A 20,790-nucleotide genomic window follows, 5' to 3' on the forward strand; every position below is an offset into this window, starting at 1 on the left:
GCGCTGCCAAGGTAGGGCGATATATCGTTGTTTTATTGTCAGGTCCCATCTTTGACGTCGCTTGCATATACCGGCGGGGCTGTGCTGCTGTGATTGGTGCTCGCCGACAGACAGGCGCTACCGAGAGTTGCGGCCATCATTCGGAACCCGGCGGGGCCGGATCAGCCGGCCCCGCCGGGTCCCGGTGGCCAAGCAGGAAACTCAGCTCGACATTGCGGCTGATGGCGGCCGACGCGGGCGGGGAAGACGACCGGCAGCCGATCCTGGTCTGCAGCTATGTGCTGCCCTAGCCACGACGGCGTTGGCTGGCGCGCAGGGCGTCAGACAGCGTCCAGAATGATAAACCCAGTAGCGGAATGTCTTTGAGCAGAAACTCTGCCGTCAGCGAGATGGCCGGGAATTCCCCGCCGGCAGGTTCACTCACGCCGGGGGTACTGAACAAGAAGCTGACGGTGAAGACAAACAGAACGATCGCCATCAGGCTGCCGAGGATCGACAGTCTCGGTGCGATCGGCTTGATGGCCAGCAGCACCGCCGCGGTCACCTCGAAGACTCCGAGCAGTGCTGAAAACGTGTACACCGGAAGGAAGTTGTATAGCCAACCCATGAAGGGGCTGTTGGCCACCAACGGTTGAATCTGGTGTGCCTCAAAATTCGCGAATTTCAAGGCGCCGATCCATCCGATCACGATCACCAAGCCGTAACGGCCGAGCATCGCCGCGATCTTGTCCGAAGCCGAAAGCGGCAATGCGCGTTCGATGATCGAAGAGGTCGACACTGTCATGGTTTCGTCCTAACGAGAGTTGGTGCGGCGGAGAGTGGTTAGCATCTTACTAATGGATATATTGAGAATAACCATTAGTTCGTTGGTGCGCAAGGGACTGATGCCACACAGATCGTCTTGCAACGTGAATGAATAGGGGCGCGCCAGGTCGGGGCAATCCGAAGGTCAGCAACCGCTGGACCGGCGGGCGAGCGCCGTAACGGCGTGAATACGGCGTAACCATTAGTATTGCGGCATGGGTGACATGCTGTGGGAGGCCCGGGTCGGGGCGCCACCATGACGGCAGCGGCACCGGCGCCGCGTGTGGAAGAGCCCGCTCCACTCGCGCTTGCCAATACAATCTGGATCGATCGACATGGTGTGCACGACGCGCTTGCGGAACTGGACTATGTCCGCATATGGATCCGCGCGGTCGGTAAGCGTCTGCCGATGTCGCCGGCGCTCGATGCAACTGACGGGGTGTGCGCCGAGACGGCCGGACGCCTGATCGACCTGCGTGACGCGATTCGGCGACTGGCTGCGGACGCTACCAAGGATTCTCGGGATTTGGTGGCGTCGCCGGTGCCCGATACCGCCACTGCCGTGTCGCTGATCAACGCGGCTTCTGCGGCGAATCCCGTCTGGCCCGAATTGTCCTTCACTCGTCGTCACGTGCTTACTCGTCACGACGCATGGTCGGCAAAGGCGTTCTCCGAGGCGCTGATAACGGTGGTCGCCAGACAGACCGTCGAGCTCGCTACCAGTCCTCGTTGGGCGTTGCTGCGTGCATGCGAGGCACCCGCATGTGCCCATTTCTTCATCAAAGAGCATCGCCGCGAATGGTGTTCGGCGCTCTGCGGCAACCGTGCCCGAGTCGCACGCCACGCCCAACGCCAACATCGCTAGTGACAAGAAACCTCCGACGGTCAAGCTGCGTGCCGCAGCCGGTGACCGCTCGAGTCGTATCGGTGCGATGCACATGGTCGACATCGACCACACTTTGAGCCTCTCCGGCATCGCGGCCACACCGCGCGCCAGAGTACGAAATATGCTGTGCCACAACCTTTGTATCGTTCACAGTATGATTTAAAACCGGTGCGGGGTGTGTCGACACGACACGTCGTCGGTGGCAGCGCCCGTGTGCGGGTGGTGCAGGAATCACTTGTGTAGGTGGGACCCGCCGCGTCCGGCGCACTCCGTGGATATGGTGTGCCCTCGGCTGGTGGCTTCGAGAATAAGTTTGGTGAGTGACAACGGCATCGATAATTGGGGTACGTGACCCGAAGGCAGTTGCCGTCGGTAGGTTGCACGCTTGGCGAAATGGTCCTGGCCGTCTGGGATGGCTCTGTCGTGTTCGGCCACAATATATGTCGACGGAATCGTGTGCCAGGCTGCGGCAGTGAGTGCTTGATTGGTCGCTTTCAGGGTGAACGGTTTGAGGCGGGCGATCGCCTGTTCCGCTGATTCGCGCGGTACATCGTGAAAAAACAGGCTTAAAGGATCCTTCGCGGTAACGGTGTCATCGTCGATGATCCACCAGCTAGGGGCGACACCCACGACGCCGAGTATCGATTCGCCAACCTCGAGTTGGAAAGCGCAGACATAGACCAGATGAACGACGTTGGGCATACCAGCGGCAGCTTGGCTGATGACTGCTCCACCGTAGGAATGACCGACGACGACCACAGGTGCGTCGATCTGTTGGAGCTCGGTGCGGAGCTGTGCGGCATCGTCGAAGAGGTCGAAGCGGGGTTTGGCGCGGGAGTCGACGCTGGGCAGATCAACGGTGCGAACCTGCCACCCGCTGGCCGTGAGTTGCTGACGGACCGCGTCCCAACTCCATGAGCCAAACCAAGATCCGTGGACAAGCATCAGAACTGGTTTCGATGCATTGTTACTTGGCGTATCGCTCACAGACCGGGTCCTCTCGTTCAACTCCGGTCGATGCTAATGGCGGACGATCCGCCGGAGTTATTGGAAGTTGCAATCTCGGTCATAAGCTAGATTGCGGAATACGTTGTGGTGCAGCGGTGTACGTTCAGGGCTGCAGTCCGCCTGGACGCACCACCCCGGTTGCTAACCGTTTCTTCCTTGCACGACTCGGACGAGTTCGACCCTGGATCTGATATGCAACTTCGCGAAGATGTTTCGGACATGCGTCTTGACGGTGTGCGGTGACAGGTGCAGTTTTCCGGCGACACTCCGGGTGGTGGCTCCGTCTTGCGTATAGAGGTGCGCCACCTTGATTTCGGTGTCGGTCAAGCTGTCCCAGCCGGTGCGCCCGTGTCGGCGAGCTGGCAGGCGCCGGATGACGCCCAGCTGACGCAGTTGCCGACCGACCAGGCGCGCGTCCGCGACTGCACCGCAGTCAGCGAGGGTGTCGAAGGCAGCCTTGAGCACCTCGACGGCTTCATGGGTGCGCCCGACGTGTTTGAACTCGCGCGCCGCATCCTGTGCGGCGCACGCGTACAACAAGGGCCGCCCATGCTCCTTCAGGTGCAGACCTTCAGCCATGACGGTGTCCGGGTCCCGGTCAAAAATAGCCTGCGCGTACCGGCACACCGCGGCGACCAGCGGCAGAGGGGGGTGCTCACGACCCAACGTGTCTATGGCAGCAAGCACGCGCGCGCGGAGCCCGGCATCGCCGGCTGCCGACGCTACCCGCGCCGACAGAATCAAGTGATCGTGGAAGTAGGAAAGTACCGGTGCCATCAACAGCGGGGTGTCACCTGCGAGCCATCGCATCGCGTCATGAAGGTCACTTCGGTTCCACGCTGCGAGCGCCAAGATGGCTGCGGCATCCCGACGCGTCGCTGGAGAACTGCTGTCGGTCGCCGCCCTGGCCCTGATCAACATCTCTTGGAGGAGTTTATGATCGTGCTCGCGGTCGTGTTTCGGGTGCAACAGCGGCTGCAGCGCAGCAAGGGTGTCCTTGACGGTGCCGCGCAGCCCGAGTTCGATCGGAGTGCGCCGGCCCAGGTTTCGGCCGCGGATGTCGACCTGGATGACGGTCGCGTTGTCGGGATAGAACTGCTGATACGGGAAGTCGGTGCCCAGCATCAGCAGGGTGTCGGCCTCCTTGATCGCCTTGTACCCGGAGGCGAAGCCCAACAGGCCGGTCATCCCGACGTCGTAGGGGTTGTCGTATTCGATGAATTCCTTGCCGCGCAGCGCATGTACGACGGGCGCCTGCAGAGTCTCGGCAAGTTGGATCAGTGCGGCGTGCGACCCGGCGACGCCCGCGCCACCGAGGATGGTGACTCGTTCGGCGGCGTTGAGAAGGTCGGCGGCGCGGCGCACGGACTCGTCGTCGGGACGCAACACCGACTTGGTGGCCGCAATTGGGCGGACGGGTTGCTCCGAGATGCGTTGCAGGAAGATCTCACCGGGTATGACGACGACCGCGACGCCATTCTCCTCGACGGCCGTGCGCATCGCCATCGCGAGGATGCGGGGCGCCATCTCAGGGATGCTGACGAGCTCGCAGTAGACACTGCACTCGCGGAACAGTTCCTGCAAATGCGTCTGTTGGAAGTACTCCGAGCCGATCTCGCCGCGCGGGATGTGAGCGGCGATCGCGAGGACCGGTACCCGGCTTCGGTGCGCGTCGAACAGCCCGTTGATCAGATGCAGGTTGCCGGGCCCGCAGCTGCCCGCACACACCGCCAGTTGCCCGGTCAGCGCGGCGTCGGCCGCAGCAGCGAACGCGGCCGTCTCCTCGTGACGTATGTGTTCCCAGGTGATCTCACCGGATCGCCGAATGGCATCAGTGAATCCGTTGAGGCTGTCTCCGGGCAGCCCGTACACGCGGCGGACGCCGCTCATCTGTAAAAGCGAGATGGCATGGTCAGCGACTGCTGTCACGCGCACACCGTATATCCGGTGTGAAAGTGTGTCGAGTCGTGATCAAATGCTCACGCCTGCCGGATAATTGGGATCTCCGGCAGCCTTGAGCCTTCGCAAATAACCGGATTAACTATCCGATACTCCGATTGACACCACGGTCTGCCGCGGGGAAGATCACGAAGTCAATGCTTCGAGCCAGACGCTGGTTTGCATTGGTACAACAGGCCCGATCGCATCCTCAGCGCGGTGCGGGGTCCACCTTTCGAACACGAAAATAACTTCTACTTGAGGAGAGCGATGACCAATTGGGGTGACTACGAGAACGAGATATATCGCGATGGGCTGGTAGGCGTTCTACCCACTCTTCCCATGTCTTACGCCGACTGGGAGGCCCACGCTCAGCAAGCGCTTCCCCCGAGCGTGTTGTCCTATGTCGCAGGTGGTTCCGGCGATGAACACACCCAGCGGGCCAATGTGGACGCCTTCACGCGTTGGGGGCTGATGCCCCGGATGCTCGCAGCGGCCACCGACCGCGACCTGTCGGTCGAGCTGTGGGGCAAGAAGTGGGCGGCGCCGATGTTCTTCGCGCCCATCGGTGTGATCGCCCTGTGTGCGCAGGACGGCCACGGCGATGTGGCCAGCGCGCAGGCCAGCGTCCGTACGGGCGTGCCGTACATCACCTCGACGCTTGCCGTCAGTCCGTTGGAAGAGATTCGCGAGCAGGCAGGTGACACACCGGCCTACTTCCAGATCTACTTCCCCGAGGATCGCGACCTTGCCGAGAGCTTCATCCTGCGCGCCGAGAAGGCCGGTTACGACGGTCTGGTGATCACCCTCGACACCTGGATCTTCGGGTGGCGGCCACGGGATCTCACGATCTCGAACTTCCCGTTCCTGCGCGGGTTGTGCTTGACCAACTACGTGACGGATCCGGTGTTCAGGCGAAGTTCAAAGCCCACTCGGGCGTGGAGGCGGATGCCCTGCGCGCCAACCCGAGGCTGGCGGCAGACTTCTGGCACGGCCTGTTCGGGCATTCGGTGACGTGGGAGGACGTCGACTGGGTGCGGTCGATCACAAAGATGCCCGTCATCCTCAAGGGCATCCAGCATCCCGATGATGCGCGCCGCGCGGTGGACGCAGGCGTCGACGGCATCTACTGCTCGAACCACGGCGGCCGTCAGGCCAACGGTGGGCTCCCGGCGCTTGATTGCCTGCCCGACGTCGTCAAGGCCTCCGGTGACACGCCGGTGTTGTTCGACTCCGGGGTCCGGACGGGCGCCGACATCGTCAAGGCGCTCGCCATGGGTGCCTCGGCCGTGGGAATCGGGCGTCCGTACGCGTGGGGTGCCGCACTGGGCGGCTCTCGGGGCATCGAGCACGTCGCGCGCTCACTGTTGGCCGAGGCAGACCTCATCATGGCCGTCGATGGATATCGCAACCTGAAAGAGTTGACGATCGACGCGCTGCGTCCCACCCGCTGAGGAAGGCAGTCCCTGATGAAGATCGATCGGACGGTGCATTCGGTTCGGATGCACCGTCCGATCGGGACTCCCGAATTCTTCTGTCCTAGAAGGCTTGTGCTAACTGTCGCGTGCCGCCGGTCGCCGAAGCCCATCCATCACGATGGTGAGATACCGGGTATGACGGCCGGGGCCTTCCACGCTGATCGTGGCGGCGTGATGAATGCCCAGCATCAACCAGCGCAAGTCGTCGCTTGAAACGCCGGCACGCACCAGTCCGGCCTTTCGCGCCTTCTTCAGGACCGTTCGGATGGATTCAGCCACAACGGCTGCCATCTCAACGGTTTCGATACACGCGAACTGCGGGGACTCGAGTACAGCAGCGAGGCCGGGGCGGCGCTGAAAGCACTTGACGGAGCCGTTGAGTAGTTTGCGCAGGGATTGTGCTGGATCCGGCTCGTCGGCGGCGTTGCGCGCGATCGTCTTGATTTCGTCGAATGCTTCGGCCGCAACGGATTCCAGCAGCGACTGTCGGTCCGGGAAGTGTCGATACACCGTGCCGACACCGACACCGGCTTCGTGAGCTATGACGTTCATCGGTAACTCGAGACGACCTTCGGCGATGTGGTTTCGGGCCACTTCGAGGATGAGGTCGCGATTACGTCGGCCATCGCTACGCAGATCTACCGCCGCGGTCGTGGAACCCAATGCCATTGCTCGATATTACCGGATAGGTATTCCGTTTCAGGCTGTCGGTTCGCGACGTGATGCGAGGCGGCCGGTCCAGCGACCGCCGTTCGGAGCGCTCTAAGCGATGTGGCGAGGAAGTATTCCGTCGAGCAGGGCCTTGAGGTAGCGGTCGAGGAATGCCGGGTCATTCCGGTCGGGCGCGTGTCGAATGCCGAATCCGACGCCGCAGAGCAGCAGCAGAATTTCGGACGGCGCGAGCGCTGGAAACGCCAACGGTTCGGCGGCGACGGTTCCGGCAATGAGGGTGCGAAGCCCGTTGAGAAGACGATGACGCTGCTTCTTCATTTCATCGGTGACGGGATCGATCAGAGCGCTTGCGAAGGTGCCGTCGCGCACTAACAGCGCCAAGACACATCTCAAGAAACCCCGTAGTCCCGGCAATGTTCGCGGTGCAGCGTGAACTTTTTCGATGAGCGAGGCGAGTTGGTCCGAGGCAAGCGCTTCGGTGAGGGCCTCCGGGTTGGGGAAGTGACGGTAGACGGTGCCGACACCCACGTTTGCGCGCTGTGCGACAACGTTGAGTTGCAGCGGTTTCCCGTCATTCGCGATCACCCGTGCCGCCTCCAGGATGCGGCGGCGATTACGCGCAGCGTCCCTGCGCAGGACGGTCTGTGGCGTGGCGTCCTGGCCCTTCACCCGATAGTTGCCTCCTTTGACGTCGATTCTGCATGCTGCATGCAGGTCGGTCAACGAAAAATGGCAGGTTGTCGTCAATATCACATCCTGCATGCAGGATTCAGAAAGGGGCTGTGATCGAGGAGGCTTGGCCGCGGCGGCAGAGGCGAATCGGCGCAATGGGTGAGCTCGCCGCACCATGCAATGAAGGGGCAATGACGGGCGCGCCGACCGTCTGCAATGGTCGTGCCCGCTGGCAACCGGCGACTAGAGGGACGTCGGCACGCCGGTGTCAGCCGAATCGGTGGCTTCGGCGGTGCTGAAGTAGTGGGTGACGCGCGTAATGAGGCGTTCGAGATGTTCGATCGCGGCGTGCTCGGCTGCGTCGGCGTCGCGCTTTTCCAGCGCCTTCAGGATGGCGGCGTGTTCGTCGATCACGGCCTCGTGCGCTGGCACCCACGCCGTCATGTAGGTGGCCACAATCACCCGCGCCTGTACGCGGCGAAGATTCTCGACCAGGAGACGATTGCCGCATTTGTCGCGTATGACGCTGTGGAATTCGAGATCGAGCCGACGCGCCGTGACTGTGTCGGAGCTCCGAACGGCCGCGTCGAAAAGGGTCAGGTTCTTGCGCAGGCTGGTGAAATCATCGGCCATTAGGCGGTCGGTTGCGAGCCTCGTGGCGAGTCCTTCCAGCCGCGACCGCACCTGGAGGCCTTCAATCAGGTCGGCGTGGTCGAGTTGGGCGAGTTCGATACCCACCGCGGTCACCACCAGCAGGCCTTCAGTCACCAGCCGCTCGACGGCCGCCCGGACCGGGCTTCGGCTCATGTTCAGTTGTTCTGCTATCGATACGACACTCATCCGGCGTCCCTCCGGGAAGTCGCCGTCGAGGATGCGGGACCGCAGCTGTTCATAGGCAAGATCGCTGAGACCAGCGGGGCGTTGCACTGGTTCGAACGGCACGCACGTTTCCTTCCTGTGTGTTGCATTCAGCATACCGCGATAGGGTCTCCGCTGAGACGCCGGGCCAGGTGCGCACTCGCATCCAACACCGTGGAGCTGGATGTCCGCGGCGCGTCCGAAGGTTGTTAGAGAACACGATGAGTTGCAAGCGCACGAGCGCGGGGCTAGCGAAATATCCTGTGCTGCACGGTGATCTGCCAAGCACTACAGCGCACTGGCGATTGCGCCCGCGCGATTACGGGGTCTGAACCCGCCGGCCATCACCCGCCGACATTTGCCGAGTCGACGCACTGGTTCTAATCCGTCCGATCGACCAACCAGGGTCGGTTAGCAACGCGAACGTCAATTAACAAGCACGCGTGGAAAATTCGGTTCTGCGTCACGCAGCAAACAGCCGTGCGACGATCGGTCCTTGACGTGAGGAGCGATCATGAGGCTTGCTGTAGCCGCGGTACTCATCGGGATGGCGGCGATGGGCGCCGTAGGCCAGGCGAATGCCGACCCCAATGCGGACCAACCCAATTGCGTCGCGGCACCGGAGTTGGTCGGCTGCGACGGCAGCGGACCGGGGTTGCCGACGGGCCCCGCGGATCCTGCGTGCATCGCATCCCCGGGCGACGGGGTCTGTGCGGGAGGACCGTTTGCAGCGCCCGCACCGCCGTCGCCGCCGATCGGCAGTGATCTGCCGGGGAGCATCATGCCTGGCGGAATGCCATACGGCAGCGGCCCTCCCTCGATGCCCGGGACCATCCCGGGAATGCCTGGGTCCATGCCAGGAATGCCCGGCTCCATCTGATCTGCGCCGTATCTAGCTGGCGGCGCGCAAGATTCGCAGCTGTCCGATCTCGGCGACGTTCTTGGTCAGCTCGACGTTCACCCACAGAGCGGTATGGCCGACGGTGCGGCCGCTCGCCGTGCTCCACGGAAACGAGGATGGTGCCGCGAGGTCAGCCTCGGTGCGGGTACGCAGCAGGTTGCGCCATTGCGCGGCCAGCGTCCGAAGCCCCGCGACAGCGACGTCGCCGTTGCCCGGCCACGTCACGCTCTCGCGGGCACGCGGGCTGGCGCCCGAGACGTGGTCGATGGTCACCGACCACCACCAAGTGATGTGCCATGTGAGCCAACCGATCGTCGGGACCGGCACCGGGTCGGGCTCGGTATCCGCCCAGTCCGGACGCCACACCCCTGACGCGTCCGGGCGCACCGTCCATGTCAACGGCGCCGGTTCCCAGAGAGAATCATCCGGGCGGAGCGCCGAAAGGTGCAAATCGACCAGCGCCCAACACAAATCGAACTGCCACACGAGTTCGTCGGGCGTCATCGCCGCTGCACCAGAAGTGTCTGGGCGCAAGTGCCGATGAAGCCCTGCCGGTCGAAGATCTCGGCGGTGGTGACGCCGATGCCGTCGGGCCCGATGGATCCTCGGGCGCGCAGCGCGAAGTCGTTGCCGACCGGCACCCGATGGATGTGCACTGTCGTATCGGTGTTCATGAACACGAACTGCTCGGGGTCGATCGCCGCGCCGGCGCCATTGGCGCAGTCGACCACGAGCGCAAGGCGCTGCATCTGGGTCATGTCGTCGGCATCGACCAGAGGAAGCAGCGGACTCATCCACGCGACCGGCGACCCGTTGTCGAGCCCGTATTGCTTGCGCCAGTCGATGGCCTCCAGATAACCCGTCGCGCCTTCCCACTTGTGTGGCATCGGATCTTTGTCGCCTTCGACAAGCGGCGGGTGACGGTCGGTGGCGACATCGGTGGTGTCGCTGGTGGCCAACAGCCAGGCCGACGCGCGCGCCACGGCTCGGTCCGGGCCGCCGGGGCGTGCGGCGACCAGTTCGGCCGCCAGCAACATGATGCGACTGCCTGGGCGATCGATCCAGGCCCGAACCCGAACGGGCGCAACCGGAATAGCGCCGAGGATGTCCATGGTGACGCGGCCGATCCGCATCGGGGCATCGCCGGTGAGCTCCTCGATCAGCTTGGTCATCAACGCCAACGGCGGTGAGCCGTGCTGGATTTCGCGGTCCCAGTTGCTGCGGGTGTAGTCGGTCGATTCGAAGAGCTGATACTCGCCGTCGGTGCCGAGCCGACGGTAATGGGATCCCTTCATGCCGCGGGCTCCGCCGAGAACAGCACCGCGTCATCGCCCCCTTCGGCGGGATGCTCCGGCCAGCCCGGGTAGGGCGGTGGTGTGCCGCCGAACACCGGGCAGTGGGCGTGGTGGGCGCACCAGTCACAGAACCGCGACGGATTGGGCCGGAAATCGCCTGTGGCGCCCGCCGTTTGGATGGCCCGCCAGATCGCGATCAACGTCTTCTCGAAACGTTCGAGTTCCTCGAGGTCGGGGGAGTAGTCGACGACCTGGCCGTCGGCCAGATACAGCAGCCGCAGCCGGGTCGGCAGCACGCCGCGGGACCGCAACAGCGCGACCGCATAGAACTTCATCTGGAACATCGCCTTGAACTCGGCCAGCGCCCGCGCCTCCGGTGGCGCCTTGCCGGTCTTGTAGTCGACGACACGCACCTCACCGGTCGGCGCGACGTCGATGCGGTCGACGAACCCGCGCAGCAGTGTCCCGTCGGCGAGTTCGACCTCGACACGCTGCTCGCACGATTCCGGCTCGAACCGCGTCGGGTCCTCGAGCCGGTAGTAGCCCGAAAGCAGCGCCCGCGCCTCGTGCACGAGCTCCGTCGCGGCCGCGGGCTCGATGTCGTCGGCGAGTTCGGGTTGGGCGGCGACGACACGCTCCCAGGCCGGACCGACCAACGCCATCGCGGTTGCGGGCACGCGATCGGCCGCAGGCTGCGCGTAGAGCATTTCGAGCGCCGCATGCACGACCGATCCGCGAACCTGAGCGATCGACGACGGCTCCGGCAAGCGGTCGATCGCCCGGAACCGGTAGAGCAGCGGGCACTGCTTGAAATCGCTGGCCCGTGACGGCGACAGCGCGGGACGGCGCTGCTCCGGCCGCGCTGCGCCGCCCAGCCTCGGATCATTGCGCGATCCGCGTTCGGCTTCTCGCTGGCGGTCCATGCGCAGAGCCTATGATTGCGGTCCGACAACCCCGGGCACAATCGTCGGCGCGTCTGCTGGCAGGCTGATCTGCTGTGCGCAGAACGGGTCCCTTCGAGGTCGGTGATCGGGTCCAGCTCACCGACGTACGGGGCCGGCACTACACCGTGGTGCTGGCAGCCGGCGGGGAATTCCACACCCATCGCGGCGTCGTCTCGCACGACGCGGTGATCGGGCTGCCCGAGGGCAGCGTGGTGAAGTCGACCAACGGCGATCCGTTTCTGGTGCTGCGGCCGCTGCTTGTCGACTATGTGATGTCGATGCCGCGCGGCGCACAGGTGATCTACCCCAAGGATGCGGCCCAGATCGTGCACGAGGGCGACATCTTTCCCGGCGCGAGGGTGTTGGAAGCCGGAGCGGGCTCCGGCGCGTTGACGTGCTCGCTGCTGCGCGCCGTAGGCCCGGACGGTCGGGTGGTGTCCTACGAGGTGCGTGACGACCACGCCGAGCACGCCTCCCGCAACGTCACCAACTTCTTCGGCGCGCGACCCGACAACTGGGAACTGGTCATCGCCGACCTCGCCGACTACAACGGGCCCGAAGTCGACCGGGTGGTGCTGGACATGCTGGCGCCGTGGGATGTGCTCGACGCCGTCGCGGGCGCACTGGTGCCTGGCGGTGTGCTGATGGTCTACGTCGCGACGGTGACCCAGCTGTCGCGCACCGTCGAGGCGCTACGCGAGCAGCAGTGCTGGACCGAGCCGCGGGCGTGGGAGACGATGCAGCGCGGCTGGCACGTCGTCGGATTGGCGGTGCGCCCGCAGCAGAGCATGCGGGGCCACACCGCGTTTCTGATCAGCGCGCGAAGGCTGGCTCCCGGCGCGGTCGCGCCGATGCCGCTGCGGCGCAAGCGCCAGATCTAGCGCACGTCAGTCGTCGTCGCTGCGCCGCAAGCCGCGTCGCGCAGACAGCAGCTCCATCTCGGGGCGCGCGGCGACGAGGCGTTCGGCCGCATCGAGCACGTCCACCACGTGCCTGCGGTCGCTCGACACCACCGCCAGCCCGACGCCGGCGCGGCGGTACAGCTGCTGTGCGCCGGTCTCGGCCACCGACACCGCGAACCTGCGCTGCAGCTCGGCGATCAACGGGCGCACCGCCGATCGCTTCTGCTTCAGCGACCGCACGTCGCCCAGCAGCAGGTCGAACTCCAGCCACCCGATCCACATGTGGCAATCGTCAGCGAGGAGGGGTGCTGGCAGTGGCACTGTCGCCGAACTGGAGCAGCAGATCGGCGGTCTTGCGGGTCAACTGCCAACCGTCGCGAACCGGGGTGAACTCCATCGGGAAGCTGAACTTGCCGGGCGGATCGTTGGCGGTGGTGACATCGACCGCCGCCACCACATTGCCGGGATCGGCCTCCGACCACTTCAGGTCGGTGGCTTCGAACGACAGCGGCAGCGCCCCGTTGTCGGCCAGCGCCTTGCCGAACTTGTCGAGTGCGGCAGCGTCGTCGGCGGTGGCCAACTCGACGAGGCCGACTTTGTCCGCGCCTGCGACGGCGGGATCCGACAGCCGGGCCAGCACATCGATCAACGCTTGCGCCGGCGGCAGGGGAGCGGCGACGGGAGCGGGCGCTGGCGGCGCGACCACAGGCGTGGTGGCCGGTTCGGCCGCGGGAGGCGCATCGGTGGTACACGCCGACAGCAGCAGGACGCAAAACGCGAAAACGACCAACGGAATCACCGTTGGCCGTCCTCGCACGTTCGTCAGATTCAGGATGCTCCGGTCAGCTGAAGGCCGCGAGCACCGTCGCCGCCGACCCGCTGGACACCTTCCACGTGCCTTCGTTGACGAAGGTGATCGGCATGCTCTTGCCCGCCGCCGAGACCACCGACGTTGCCGAATTGCCCGAGCAGGTGGGCGGAGCAACGGTGATCGTCGTCGGCAGGGTGCCGTCGGCGTACGCATTCCTCAGGGCGCCATCCGCGAGCCGACCTTTCACCATTCCGACGCCACCCTCGACCAGACTGCTCTTGCCGGGCGAGCTGAACGGAACGCCCGGCGCGATCAGGGTGTTGAGCACGTTTTGCAACGTTCCGGTATCGACACAGTCGTCCGCCGAAGCAATTGCAGGGGATGCAATGGAAGTCACACCCATCGCGGCACCACCCATCACAGCAGCCGCTGCAACGCCGGTTACGAGGGATTTCAGGGTCACGTCTTTCCTTTCGATCGGCCCAAGTCAGGCATCAGGTTAACAACCCCTGTTGGTGTGTCGAATCGCTAGACGACACACAACGGCTGAATCGCCGGTAGCGTTGAAGTTGTTACTGCACCACTTCCGGTGCGGAAGGGAGCGCAACATGAGCGAGACAGAGCGTTCTGAATCCTACGGGACACCGTTGTCCGGCGACGACGCGGCAGAGCTGGAACAGCTGCGCCGAGAGGCGGCAGCCCTGCGCGAGCAGCTGGAGAACGCGGTGGGTTCTTCGAGCGGCCTCCGTAGCGCGCGTGATGTGCACCAGCTGGAGGCCAGGATCGACTCGCTGGCAGCCAGGAACGCCAAGCTGATGGAGACCCTCAAGGAGGCCCGTCAACAGCTGCTGGCGCTCCGCGAGGAGGTCGACCGTCTCGGCCAGCCGCCGAGCGGCTACGGCGTGCTTTTGAGCGTGCAGGACGACGACACCGTCGACGTGTTCACCTCCGGCCGCAAGATGCGGTTGACGTGCTCCCCCAACATCGACGTCAAGTCGCTCAAGCAGGGCCAGACGGTCCGGCTGAACGAGGCGCTGACCGTGGTGGAGGCAGGCAACTTCGAGGCGGTGGGAGAAATTTCCACCCTGCGCGAAATTCTTGCCGACGGTCATCGCGCGCTCGTCGTCGGTCATGCCGACGAGGAGCGGATCGTGTGGCTGGCCGAGCCTCTGGTGGCGGCCAAGGACTTGCCCGACGGCTATGACGACGGGGGCGACGACAGCCGGCCCCGCAAGCTGCGCCCCGGCGACTCACTGCTGGTGGACACCAAGGCGGGTTACGCGTTCGAGCGCATCCCCAAGGCCGAGGTCGAGGACCTGGTGCTGGAGGAGGTGCCCGACGTCAGCTACAGCGACATCGGCGGTCTCGGCCGGCAGATCGAGCAGATCCGCGACGCCGTGGAGCTGCCGTTCCTGCACAAGGAGCTGTACCGCGAGTACTCACTGCGCCCGCCCAAGGGTGTGCTGCTCTACGGGCCTCCCGGCTGCGGCAAGACGCTGATCGCCAAGGCGGTGGCCAACTCACTGGCCAAGAAGATGGCCGAGGTGCGCGGCGACGACGCCCGCGAGGCGAAGTCCTACTTCCTCAACATCAAGGGCCCGGAGCTGCTCAACAAATTCGTCGGTGAGACCGAACGTCACATCCGGCTGATCTTCCAGCGGGCTCGCGAGAAGGCCTCCGAGGGCACCCCGGTGATCGTGTTCTTCGACGAGATGGACTCGATCTTCCGCACCCGCGGCACGGGCGTCAGCTCCGATGTCGAGACCACCGTGGTGCCTCAGCTGCTCAGCGAGATCGACGGCGTCGAGGGCTTGGAGAACGTCATCGTGATCGGCGCCTCCAACCGCGAGGACATGATCGATCCGGCGATCCTGCGGCCCGGCAGGCTGGATGTCAAAATCAAGATCGAGCGGCCGGATGCCGAAGCGGCGCAAGACATCTTCAGCAAGTACTTGACCGAGGATCTGCCGGTGCACGCCGACGACCTCGCCGAGTTCGGCGGCGACCGGGCGGCCTGCATCAAGGCGATGATCGAGAAGGTCGTCGACCGGATGTACGCCGAAATCGACGACAACCGGTTCCTGGAGGTCACCTACGCCAACGGTGACAAGGAAGTCATGTACTTCAAGGACTTCAACTCCGGCGCGATGATCCAGAACGTCGTCGACCGTGCGAAGAAGAACGCGATCAAGTCGGTGCTGGAGACCGGGCAGCCAGGCCTGCGCATCCAGCATCTGCTCGACTCGATCGTCGACGAGTTCGCCGAGAACGAGGACCTGCCCAACACCACCAATCCCGATGACTGGGCACGGATCTCGGGCAAGAAGGGCGAGCGGATCGTCTACATTCGCACGCTGGTCACCGGCAAGTCGTCAAGCGCGTCGCGGGCCATCGACACCGAGAGCAACCTGGGCCAGTACCTGTAGGTCACCTTCGGTAGCCCTAGGTCACTTCGCTCACCGGGGAAGGACACCCGAGAGGCCCCCCTCGGCGCGAGCGTGCGTGTCTGAAGCCGACACGCCGATCAGTGTCGGGAGTTTGCGCACGCTCGCGCCGGGCCCGGGTTACGTTTCGCTGTATGTCGGGACGACATCACGATGCGCGACGGCGTATTCGGCAAGCGCTACGGCGAAGTGCTGCTCGTCACTGCGGGCAACTCCGGGGTGCAGGCGACGGTGTACAACACGTTCCCGCTCAACGACTGTCCGGCAGACCTGTGGGACACGCTGGACGCCAAGGCGATTGCCGAGGAGAACGGCGCAGCTGCTGCGCTGCTGAACGGGCCGCGCTACTGGCTGATGAGCAGCATCGGCAAGGTCGGCCCGGACTCATTGGAGCGCAAGGCATTCGGCGGTCTGGAGATGATCCTGCAGGCCACCGTGCAGCTGTCGTCGATGAACCCGTCGCCGTACCAGGTCAACCGGGTCGACCGCAAGGCGGTCTTCGTTTTCGACGCAGGTCGGCAGATCTACGAGCTCATCGACCCCGACGGAAAGCGCTGGGTGATGCAGACGTTCAGCCAAACCGTCGACCGCACGCTGTCGTTGGCCGACCTGCCTGGTTTGGCGACTCGGCTGTCGCTTCCGCCGGGCTGGCGCTATGAAGCACGCACCCCGACGACACCTTTGCGGGTGGACACTACGGGGCGGCATGCGTGCGTCACCCAGGACGATCTCGCCAATAGCTACTCGCTCGTGGAAGTTTGACGCCGGCGAACGTGCGTAAACTCCCGACTTTCACCGACGTGTCGCCCGCAGACACGCACGCTCGCGGGAAGAAGTGAGTCTCGGGCTGGAGGTTGGCGTCGCGCGTTAGATTGCACTGGTGCCGATGCGTCGAGGACGGGCGTGGAGTTGGGGCATATCCGTACGCTCAGCGCTGGTGGCCTCCACCGTCGTGTTCGTGGCGCTTTCCGCGGCGGGCGCGATCCTGGCAGCTGTGCTGTATCGGTCGATGCTGTCCGGAATCGACAGCGCCGCCGCCGCCCGCATGGGCGAAGTCGCCGCGGTGCTGGAAACCAGTGGCGCCGCAGGCCTCGACCCGGCGCTGTTGCAGACCGACGAGCGGATCCTCGACGTACAGGTCATCACGCCTCAGGGCGTCGTGGTGCGGCGCTCCTCGTCGGCGCCGGACACCCCGATGGTCCCGATCAGCCAGATCGGCGACGGGCTGCACATCGGCATGCCCGAACACGCGTCGCCGTACGGGCAGATCCGGTTCAGCGCGCAGACCGTCGACGGTCCCGACGGCCGCTACACCGTGCTGGTCGGCGAGGACAGTCAGGTCGTCTTCTCGACGGTGAAGACCGTCGTGATCGCCTTGGCGCTGGCCGCGCCGATCGTCGTGCTGGCCTCGGGCGCCATGACCTACCTGTTGGTGCGGCGATCCATGCGGTCGGTCGACGAAATCCGTTCGCGCGTTGCCGAGATCAGCACGTCGGACCTGACCGAGCGGGTTCCGGTGCCCGACAAGCGCGACGAGGTCGCGGCGCTGGCGGTCACGATGAACGAGATGCTGGCCCGCATCGAGGCGGGCCACTCCGCGCAGCAGCGGTTCGTCGGCGACGCATCCCACGAATTGCGCAGCCCGCTGACCACCATCATCTCCGCGCTGGAGGTCGCCGTCGCCCATCCCGAACTGTTCGACGACGAATGGGCCAAGACCACGCTGATCCCCGAGGTGCACCGCATGCAAGCGCTCGTCGACGACCTGCTGCTGTTGGCGCGAGCCGACGAAAATGGCTTGGCGACGGCCCACGACGACGTCGACGTTGACGACCTGGTCGGGGCGGAAGCCAAAAGGTTGTCTCGCGAAACACCTTTGACTATCCGCACCGACATCACGCCCACCAGGATCACCGGCGACGCGGCCCGGTTGTCGCGGATGCTGCGCAACATCGCCGACAACGCGGCGACCCACGCGAAGTTCGCGGTGTCGATGGCGGCGCGGTCCTGCGACGGGCACGCGGTGATCACCGTCGACGACGACGGTCCCGGCATCGCCCCGCAGGATCGGGAGCGGGTCTTCGACCGGTTCGTCAGGCTCGACGCGGGCCGCTCGCGAAGCTCGGGCGGTGCCGGGCTCGGCCTGGCCATCGTGCGAGAAATCGTTGCCGCACACCACGGCAGGGTCGCGATCACCGATCGGCCGGGCGGCGGCGCCAGGGTGACGGTTCAGTTGCCCCTGGCATACGCCCCGGACTCCAAGCGGTAGCCGACGCCGCGGATCGTTTCGATCGTGTTGGTGCCGAAGGGGATATCGATCTTGCGGCGGACATAGCCGACGTACACCTCGACGACGTTGTCGGGCCCGCTGTAGTGCTCATCCCACACGTTGTGCAGGATCTCGGCCTTGGTGACGACGGTGTCCTTGTTGCGCATTAGATACTCCAGCAGCCCGAATTCCCTCGGCGTCAACCGGATTGGGGTTCCAGACCGCTCGACCGCCCGGCGCGCCGGGTCCAGACTCAGCGTGCCTGCGGTCAGCATCGTCGGCCGCTGCGGTGCGCCGCGACGCACCAGCGCCCGCAACCGCGCGACGAGCACGATGAACGAGAATGGCTTCGTCAGATAGTCGTCGGCGCCGAGGTCGAAGGCATCGGTCTGGTCGTACTCGCCGTCCTTGGCGGTCAACATCAGCACCGGTGTCCACACGTTGCGCTCGCGCAGCTGCCGAAGGACCTCGTATCCGTTGAGCCCGGGCAGCATGATGTCCAGGACGATGACGTCGAAGTTGTGCTCCGCCGCCTGCCACAGACCGTCGACGCCGTTGGAGACGTGGACGACGAGAAACCCCTCCGCCCGCAATCCGATCGACAGCGTTGACGCCAGCCGTTCCTCATCCTCGACGATGAGCACCCGCATGGCGCGAAGCTACTGCATATCCCACGGCTCCCCGTAGGTGGTGACGCTGTCGCCGGTCGACGAGATCAGGCGGGCGAACGGACGCAGCAGCACACCGCCGGCCGCACCGGTCACGGTGCCGTGGGCGTTCGAGACCGCGACCCCGCCCTCCGGGCCTGTCACGTCAACCGAAAACGTGGCGACCTCCTGGATGCCGGGGCCGTTGCCCAGGTCGGCACTGATCGAGACGCCGGGGAACAGGTTCGGCGTGATAACCGATCCCAGCGGGTTGAAGCCAGCGCTGAGCGGGTTGATGTTCACGTCGTCGAGCAGGATGTTCGGAGTCGTGTAGCTGAAGTTGATGCCCACACCCAGCGACCACGGGAAGCCGATCTGATAGCCCAACTCGAGCGTGCCCTCGAATTCGTCGGCGCCTGGGCCGGCGACGATGTACTTGGCCCGACCCGAGTGGAACCACTCGCGAGTCAGCCTGTTGCGGTCCAAAGGAAACACGCCGTTGAGGAAGGTGTCCCACTGCTGGACCGTCAGCGTCCGATCCTGACCGTCAACCAGGCTCAGCTCATTGTCCAGACCCGCGTGTGCGGTCCCGCTGCCGGCGAACAGTGCTGTGATCGCCGTCGTCATCGCGATGAGCATCCGACCTATGACTCTCATGTTCTCCCTTGCTGTGTTTGCTCATGACAAAATGCGCACTGCCATTCACCGTTGATGTGCAGGCGTGCGAGCTTTTCAGGTGTCCGCTGAGAAAACGCTTAGATTGATTTACGAATCGCCGCGCGGCAAATCCGCCGGTGCACCCGTTTGGAGGTCGTCGGCTCGATAGCGGCTGCGCGCAACCAATGTCAGCCGCAGGTCGTCGATCAGGTGGTCGAGGAACTGGACGCGGTAGTCGGCGTCGCCGACGGCGCGCGCGCTGACATACATGAACGTCAACGCGGCCAGAAACATGGTGGTCTGGATGAGCGATTGCGGGACCGGCAGCGTCATTCCCAGGATCTGGCCGTCGGCCGAGCCGTTGCGGCTCCACTGCGCCAGCAGCTCGGGGCTGAGCAGGATGAGCCCGAGGACAAAGAAGATCAACCCCGCCACGATCGCCACCAGGGCGACCTGCAGCACCTGCGACGTGACGAGCACGAAGACCACGTTGACGCGCTCGATCCGCGACAGCGGGGCGGCCGACCGCGGGTCGGGCATCGCCTCAAAAGGGGTGCCGGTCAACCGGACGTCGTCGTCGGCGGCCTGGCGCGAACCGGTCAGCATCGGGCGCACCCGATCCACCGTGGACGATGCGATGAACGCGACCGCGATCAACCCCAGAAACGCCAGCGCCAGCCACAACCGGGGTCTGCTGACGATCGAGGCCATCAGCCAGACGTAGGTGTTGAAGAAGACCAGGACGGTGAGCAGGACGACGGGCAGCGCGCGCACCAGCAGCGGGCCCAGGTAAGCGAGATTGTCGGCCGCGGTCCGCAGACCCCAGCCGAGAATCGCGCCGACCCCACACGCGGTGAGCGCCAACACCAGGGCGATCACGACGGCCTCGAACACCAGGTTCCCGAAGATGTTGCGGCTGGGCCCGCCGAAGATACCGCCGGCGACCACGACGAGCACCGCGACCGCCGCCACCAGCGTCCTCGCGCGCACACTCGTGATGCGCGACACGCCCCAGCCGACCGCCGCGGCGACCGGGAGCACGACGACGAGAAGCCCGAGCACGAACCACTCGGTGCGAGTCGGTTCCCCGTCGATGTTGACGGTGTGCTTACCGGTGATCTGGACGACGGCGATCGAGTTGGCCATGAACACCGCGAACGCGGCCAGCACGGGCGCGCAGCGCGGCCACAGCCGCCGCACCAACGCCCCTGGCCGCAGCACCGCGGGCAACCCGCGTTCGAGGAACCATTGATCGGCAGCCCGCATCGACCTTCCTTCTAATTGTCCTGCTTGCAAGGCACGGTCGCAGGCTACTGGGAGGCGTTCCCTTTGAGCTGGAATTCCGCTATGCGATCAGCGGAAGACCCTCGCGCAATTCCGAAATTGAATTCGTGAGCGTACGAGAATGAATTCGTTGCATACGCCGCAAAAATATAGGGAAACACCCGATTTCTTTACTGTCCAGCCTTCCTAACGTGGTGGTCTGCGAAGTGTTCCCCTTTCCGAAAGGACGCGCCATGCGGGTCCTCAATCGCACAACGACTATTACATGGTTTGTGACCGCGGTCTGCGCAGCCGGTTTTATCCCCCTTCCGGTAGGGCAT

The 20,790-nt window shown here is 64.8% G+C and carries 21 protein-coding genes and 1 pseudogene; 7 read left to right on the plus strand and 15 right to left on the minus strand.

The window, feature by feature from the left end; genetic code table 11:
- Positions 1-286: 286 nt before the first annotated feature.
- The gene (locus CQY20_RS16650) at positions 287-784 is read right to left on the minus strand and encodes a YkgB family protein (RefSeq protein WP_371871132.1); all 498 of its coding nucleotides are present in this window, start codon (positions 782-784) and stop codon (positions 287-289) included.
- A gap of 276 nt (positions 785-1,060) precedes the next feature.
- On the opposite strand from CQY20_RS16650, the gene CQY20_RS16655 reads away from it, so the two are divergent.
- The gene (locus CQY20_RS16655; protein WP_097941185.1) at positions 1,061-1,669 is read left to right on the plus strand and encodes a CGNR zinc finger domain-containing protein; all 609 of its coding nucleotides are present in this window, start codon (positions 1,061-1,063) and stop codon (positions 1,667-1,669) included.
- A 252-nt stretch (positions 1,670-1,921) separates the two neighbouring features.
- Here CQY20_RS16655 and CQY20_RS16660 read toward each other — a convergent pair whose 3' ends face one another.
- Positions 1,922-2,677, minus strand: coding sequence for an alpha/beta hydrolase (locus tag CQY20_RS16660; protein WP_133119077.1), 756 nt, complete (start codon positions 2,675-2,677; stop codon positions 1,922-1,924).
- 162 nt (positions 2,678-2,839) lie between these two features.
- Positions 2,840-4,627 (minus strand): thiamine pyrophosphate-binding protein, encoded by a 1,788-nt coding sequence (locus tag CQY20_RS16665; RefSeq protein ID WP_133119078.1) that lies wholly within the window; start codon positions 4,625-4,627, stop codon positions 2,840-2,842.
- A gap of 279 nt (positions 4,628-4,906) precedes the next feature.
- Here CQY20_RS16665 and CQY20_RS16670 point away from each other — a divergent pair.
- A pseudogene (locus CQY20_RS16670) lies at positions 4,907-6,090 on the plus strand (lactate 2-monooxygenase).
- A 99-nt stretch (positions 6,091-6,189) separates the two neighbouring features.
- Here CQY20_RS16670 and CQY20_RS16675 read toward each other — a convergent pair.
- The 3 genes from CQY20_RS16675 to CQY20_RS16685 form a co-directional block, all read right to left on the minus strand.
- Positions 6,190-6,783: a TetR/AcrR family transcriptional regulator gene (locus tag CQY20_RS16675; RefSeq protein WP_097941188.1), complete on the minus strand. Its 594-nt coding sequence runs from the start codon at positions 6,781-6,783 to the stop codon at positions 6,190-6,192.
- A 93-nt stretch (positions 6,784-6,876) separates the two neighbouring features.
- Positions 6,877-7,509 (minus strand): TetR/AcrR family transcriptional regulator, encoded by a 633-nt coding sequence (locus tag CQY20_RS16680; RefSeq protein WP_234816282.1) that lies wholly within the window; start codon positions 7,507-7,509, stop codon positions 6,877-6,879.
- A gap of 192 nt (positions 7,510-7,701) precedes the next feature.
- Positions 7,702-8,400: a GntR family transcriptional regulator gene (locus tag CQY20_RS16685; protein ID WP_097941226.1), complete on the minus strand. Its 699-nt coding sequence runs from the start codon at positions 8,398-8,400 to the stop codon at positions 7,702-7,704.
- 430 nt (positions 8,401-8,830) lie between these two features.
- Here CQY20_RS16685 and CQY20_RS34510 point away from each other — a divergent pair, with 430 nt between their 5' ends.
- Positions 8,831-9,196 carry a hypothetical protein gene (locus tag CQY20_RS34510; protein WP_133119079.1) on the plus strand — a complete coding sequence of 122 codons (366 nt, stop codon included), beginning with the start codon at positions 8,831-8,833 and terminating at the stop codon, positions 9,194-9,196.
- Between the two features lie 12 nt (positions 9,197-9,208).
- On the opposite strand, the gene CQY20_RS16690 is transcribed toward CQY20_RS34510, so the two are convergent.
- Genes CQY20_RS16690 through CQY20_RS16700 form a run of 3 tightly spaced genes read right to left on the minus strand, consistent with a single transcriptional unit; the run spans position 9,209 to position 11,435 of the window.
- A complete protein-coding gene (locus tag CQY20_RS16690; RefSeq protein ID WP_097941189.1) occupies positions 9,209-9,721 on the minus strand; it encodes a DinB family protein in 513 nt (170 codons plus the stop codon).
- The gene (locus CQY20_RS16695) at positions 9,718-10,512 is read right to left on the minus strand and encodes a thioesterase family protein (protein WP_097941190.1); all 795 of its coding nucleotides are present in this window, start codon (positions 10,510-10,512) and stop codon (positions 9,718-9,720) included. The genes CQY20_RS16690 and CQY20_RS16695 overlap by 4 nt, the downstream gene beginning before the upstream one ends.
- Positions 10,509-11,435 carry a RecB family exonuclease gene (locus CQY20_RS16700; protein WP_097941191.1) on the minus strand — a complete coding sequence of 309 codons (927 nt, stop codon included), beginning with the start codon at positions 11,433-11,435 and terminating at the stop codon, positions 10,509-10,511. The genes CQY20_RS16695 and CQY20_RS16700 overlap by 4 nt, the downstream gene beginning before the upstream one ends.
- Before the next feature lie 74 nt (positions 11,436-11,509).
- Between CQY20_RS16700 and CQY20_RS16705 the strand changes: the two genes are divergently transcribed.
- Positions 11,510-12,337 carry a tRNA (adenine-N1)-methyltransferase gene (locus tag CQY20_RS16705; protein ID WP_097941192.1) on the plus strand — a complete coding sequence of 276 codons (828 nt, stop codon included), beginning with the start codon at positions 11,510-11,512 and terminating at the stop codon, positions 12,335-12,337.
- A gap of 6 nt (positions 12,338-12,343) precedes the next feature.
- Here CQY20_RS16705 and CQY20_RS16710 read toward each other — a convergent pair whose 3' ends face one another.
- The 3 genes from CQY20_RS16710 to CQY20_RS16720 are packed head-to-tail and all read right to left on the minus strand — an operon-like array spanning position 12,344 to position 13,632.
- Positions 12,344-12,640 (minus strand): DUF503 domain-containing protein, encoded by a 297-nt coding sequence (locus CQY20_RS16710; protein WP_097941193.1) that lies wholly within the window; start codon positions 12,638-12,640, stop codon positions 12,344-12,346.
- A 10-nt stretch (positions 12,641-12,650) separates the two neighbouring features.
- A complete protein-coding gene (gene lppK / locus CQY20_RS16715) occupies positions 12,651-13,175 on the minus strand; it encodes a lipoprotein LppK (protein WP_207767291.1) in 525 nt (174 codons plus the stop codon).
- A gap of 25 nt (positions 13,176-13,200) precedes the next feature.
- A complete protein-coding gene (locus CQY20_RS16720; RefSeq protein WP_234816283.1) occupies positions 13,201-13,632 on the minus strand; it encodes an MTB12 C-terminal domain-containing protein in 432 nt (143 codons plus the stop codon).
- A gap of 145 nt (positions 13,633-13,777) precedes the next feature.
- Here CQY20_RS16720 and arc point away from each other — a divergent pair, with 145 nt between their 5' ends.
- The 3 genes from arc (at position 13,778) to CQY20_RS16735 (ending at position 17,882) form a co-directional block, all read left to right on the plus strand.
- Positions 13,778-15,595: a proteasome ATPase gene (gene arc, locus CQY20_RS16725; RefSeq protein WP_097941194.1), complete on the plus strand. Its 1,818-nt coding sequence runs from the start codon at positions 13,778-13,780 to the stop codon at positions 15,593-15,595.
- A gap of 171 nt (positions 15,596-15,766) precedes the next feature.
- Positions 15,767-16,375: a hypothetical protein gene (locus CQY20_RS16730; protein ID WP_097941195.1), complete on the plus strand. Its 609-nt coding sequence runs from the start codon at positions 15,767-15,769 to the stop codon at positions 16,373-16,375.
- Between the two features lie 124 nt (positions 16,376-16,499).
- Positions 16,500-17,882, plus strand: a complete 1,383-nt coding sequence (locus CQY20_RS16735) for a sensor histidine kinase (protein WP_097941229.1) — start codon at positions 16,500-16,502, stop codon at positions 17,880-17,882.
- Here CQY20_RS16735 and CQY20_RS16740 read toward each other — a convergent pair.
- From CQY20_RS16740 to CQY20_RS16750, 3 genes are all read right to left on the minus strand, one after another.
- The gene (locus tag CQY20_RS16740) at positions 17,843-18,532 is read right to left on the minus strand and encodes a response regulator transcription factor (protein ID WP_097941196.1); all 690 of its coding nucleotides are present in this window, start codon (positions 18,530-18,532) and stop codon (positions 17,843-17,845) included. The genes CQY20_RS16735 and CQY20_RS16740 overlap by 40 nt on opposite strands.
- A gap of 9 nt (positions 18,533-18,541) precedes the next feature.
- On the minus strand, positions 18,542-19,186 hold the full coding sequence (locus CQY20_RS16745) for a porin MspA (protein ID WP_097941197.1): 645 nt from the start codon (positions 19,184-19,186) through the stop codon (positions 18,542-18,544).
- A 108-nt stretch (positions 19,187-19,294) separates the two neighbouring features.
- Positions 19,295-20,452, minus strand: coding sequence for a hypothetical protein (locus tag CQY20_RS16750; protein WP_097941198.1), 1,158 nt, complete (start codon positions 20,450-20,452; stop codon positions 19,295-19,297).
- Positions 20,453-20,790 lie beyond the last annotated feature (338 nt).

Source organism: Mycolicibacterium agri, assembly GCF_002553505.1.
Classification (GTDB): domain Bacteria; phylum Actinomycetota; class Actinomycetes; order Mycobacteriales; family Mycobacteriaceae; genus Mycobacterium; species Mycobacterium agri.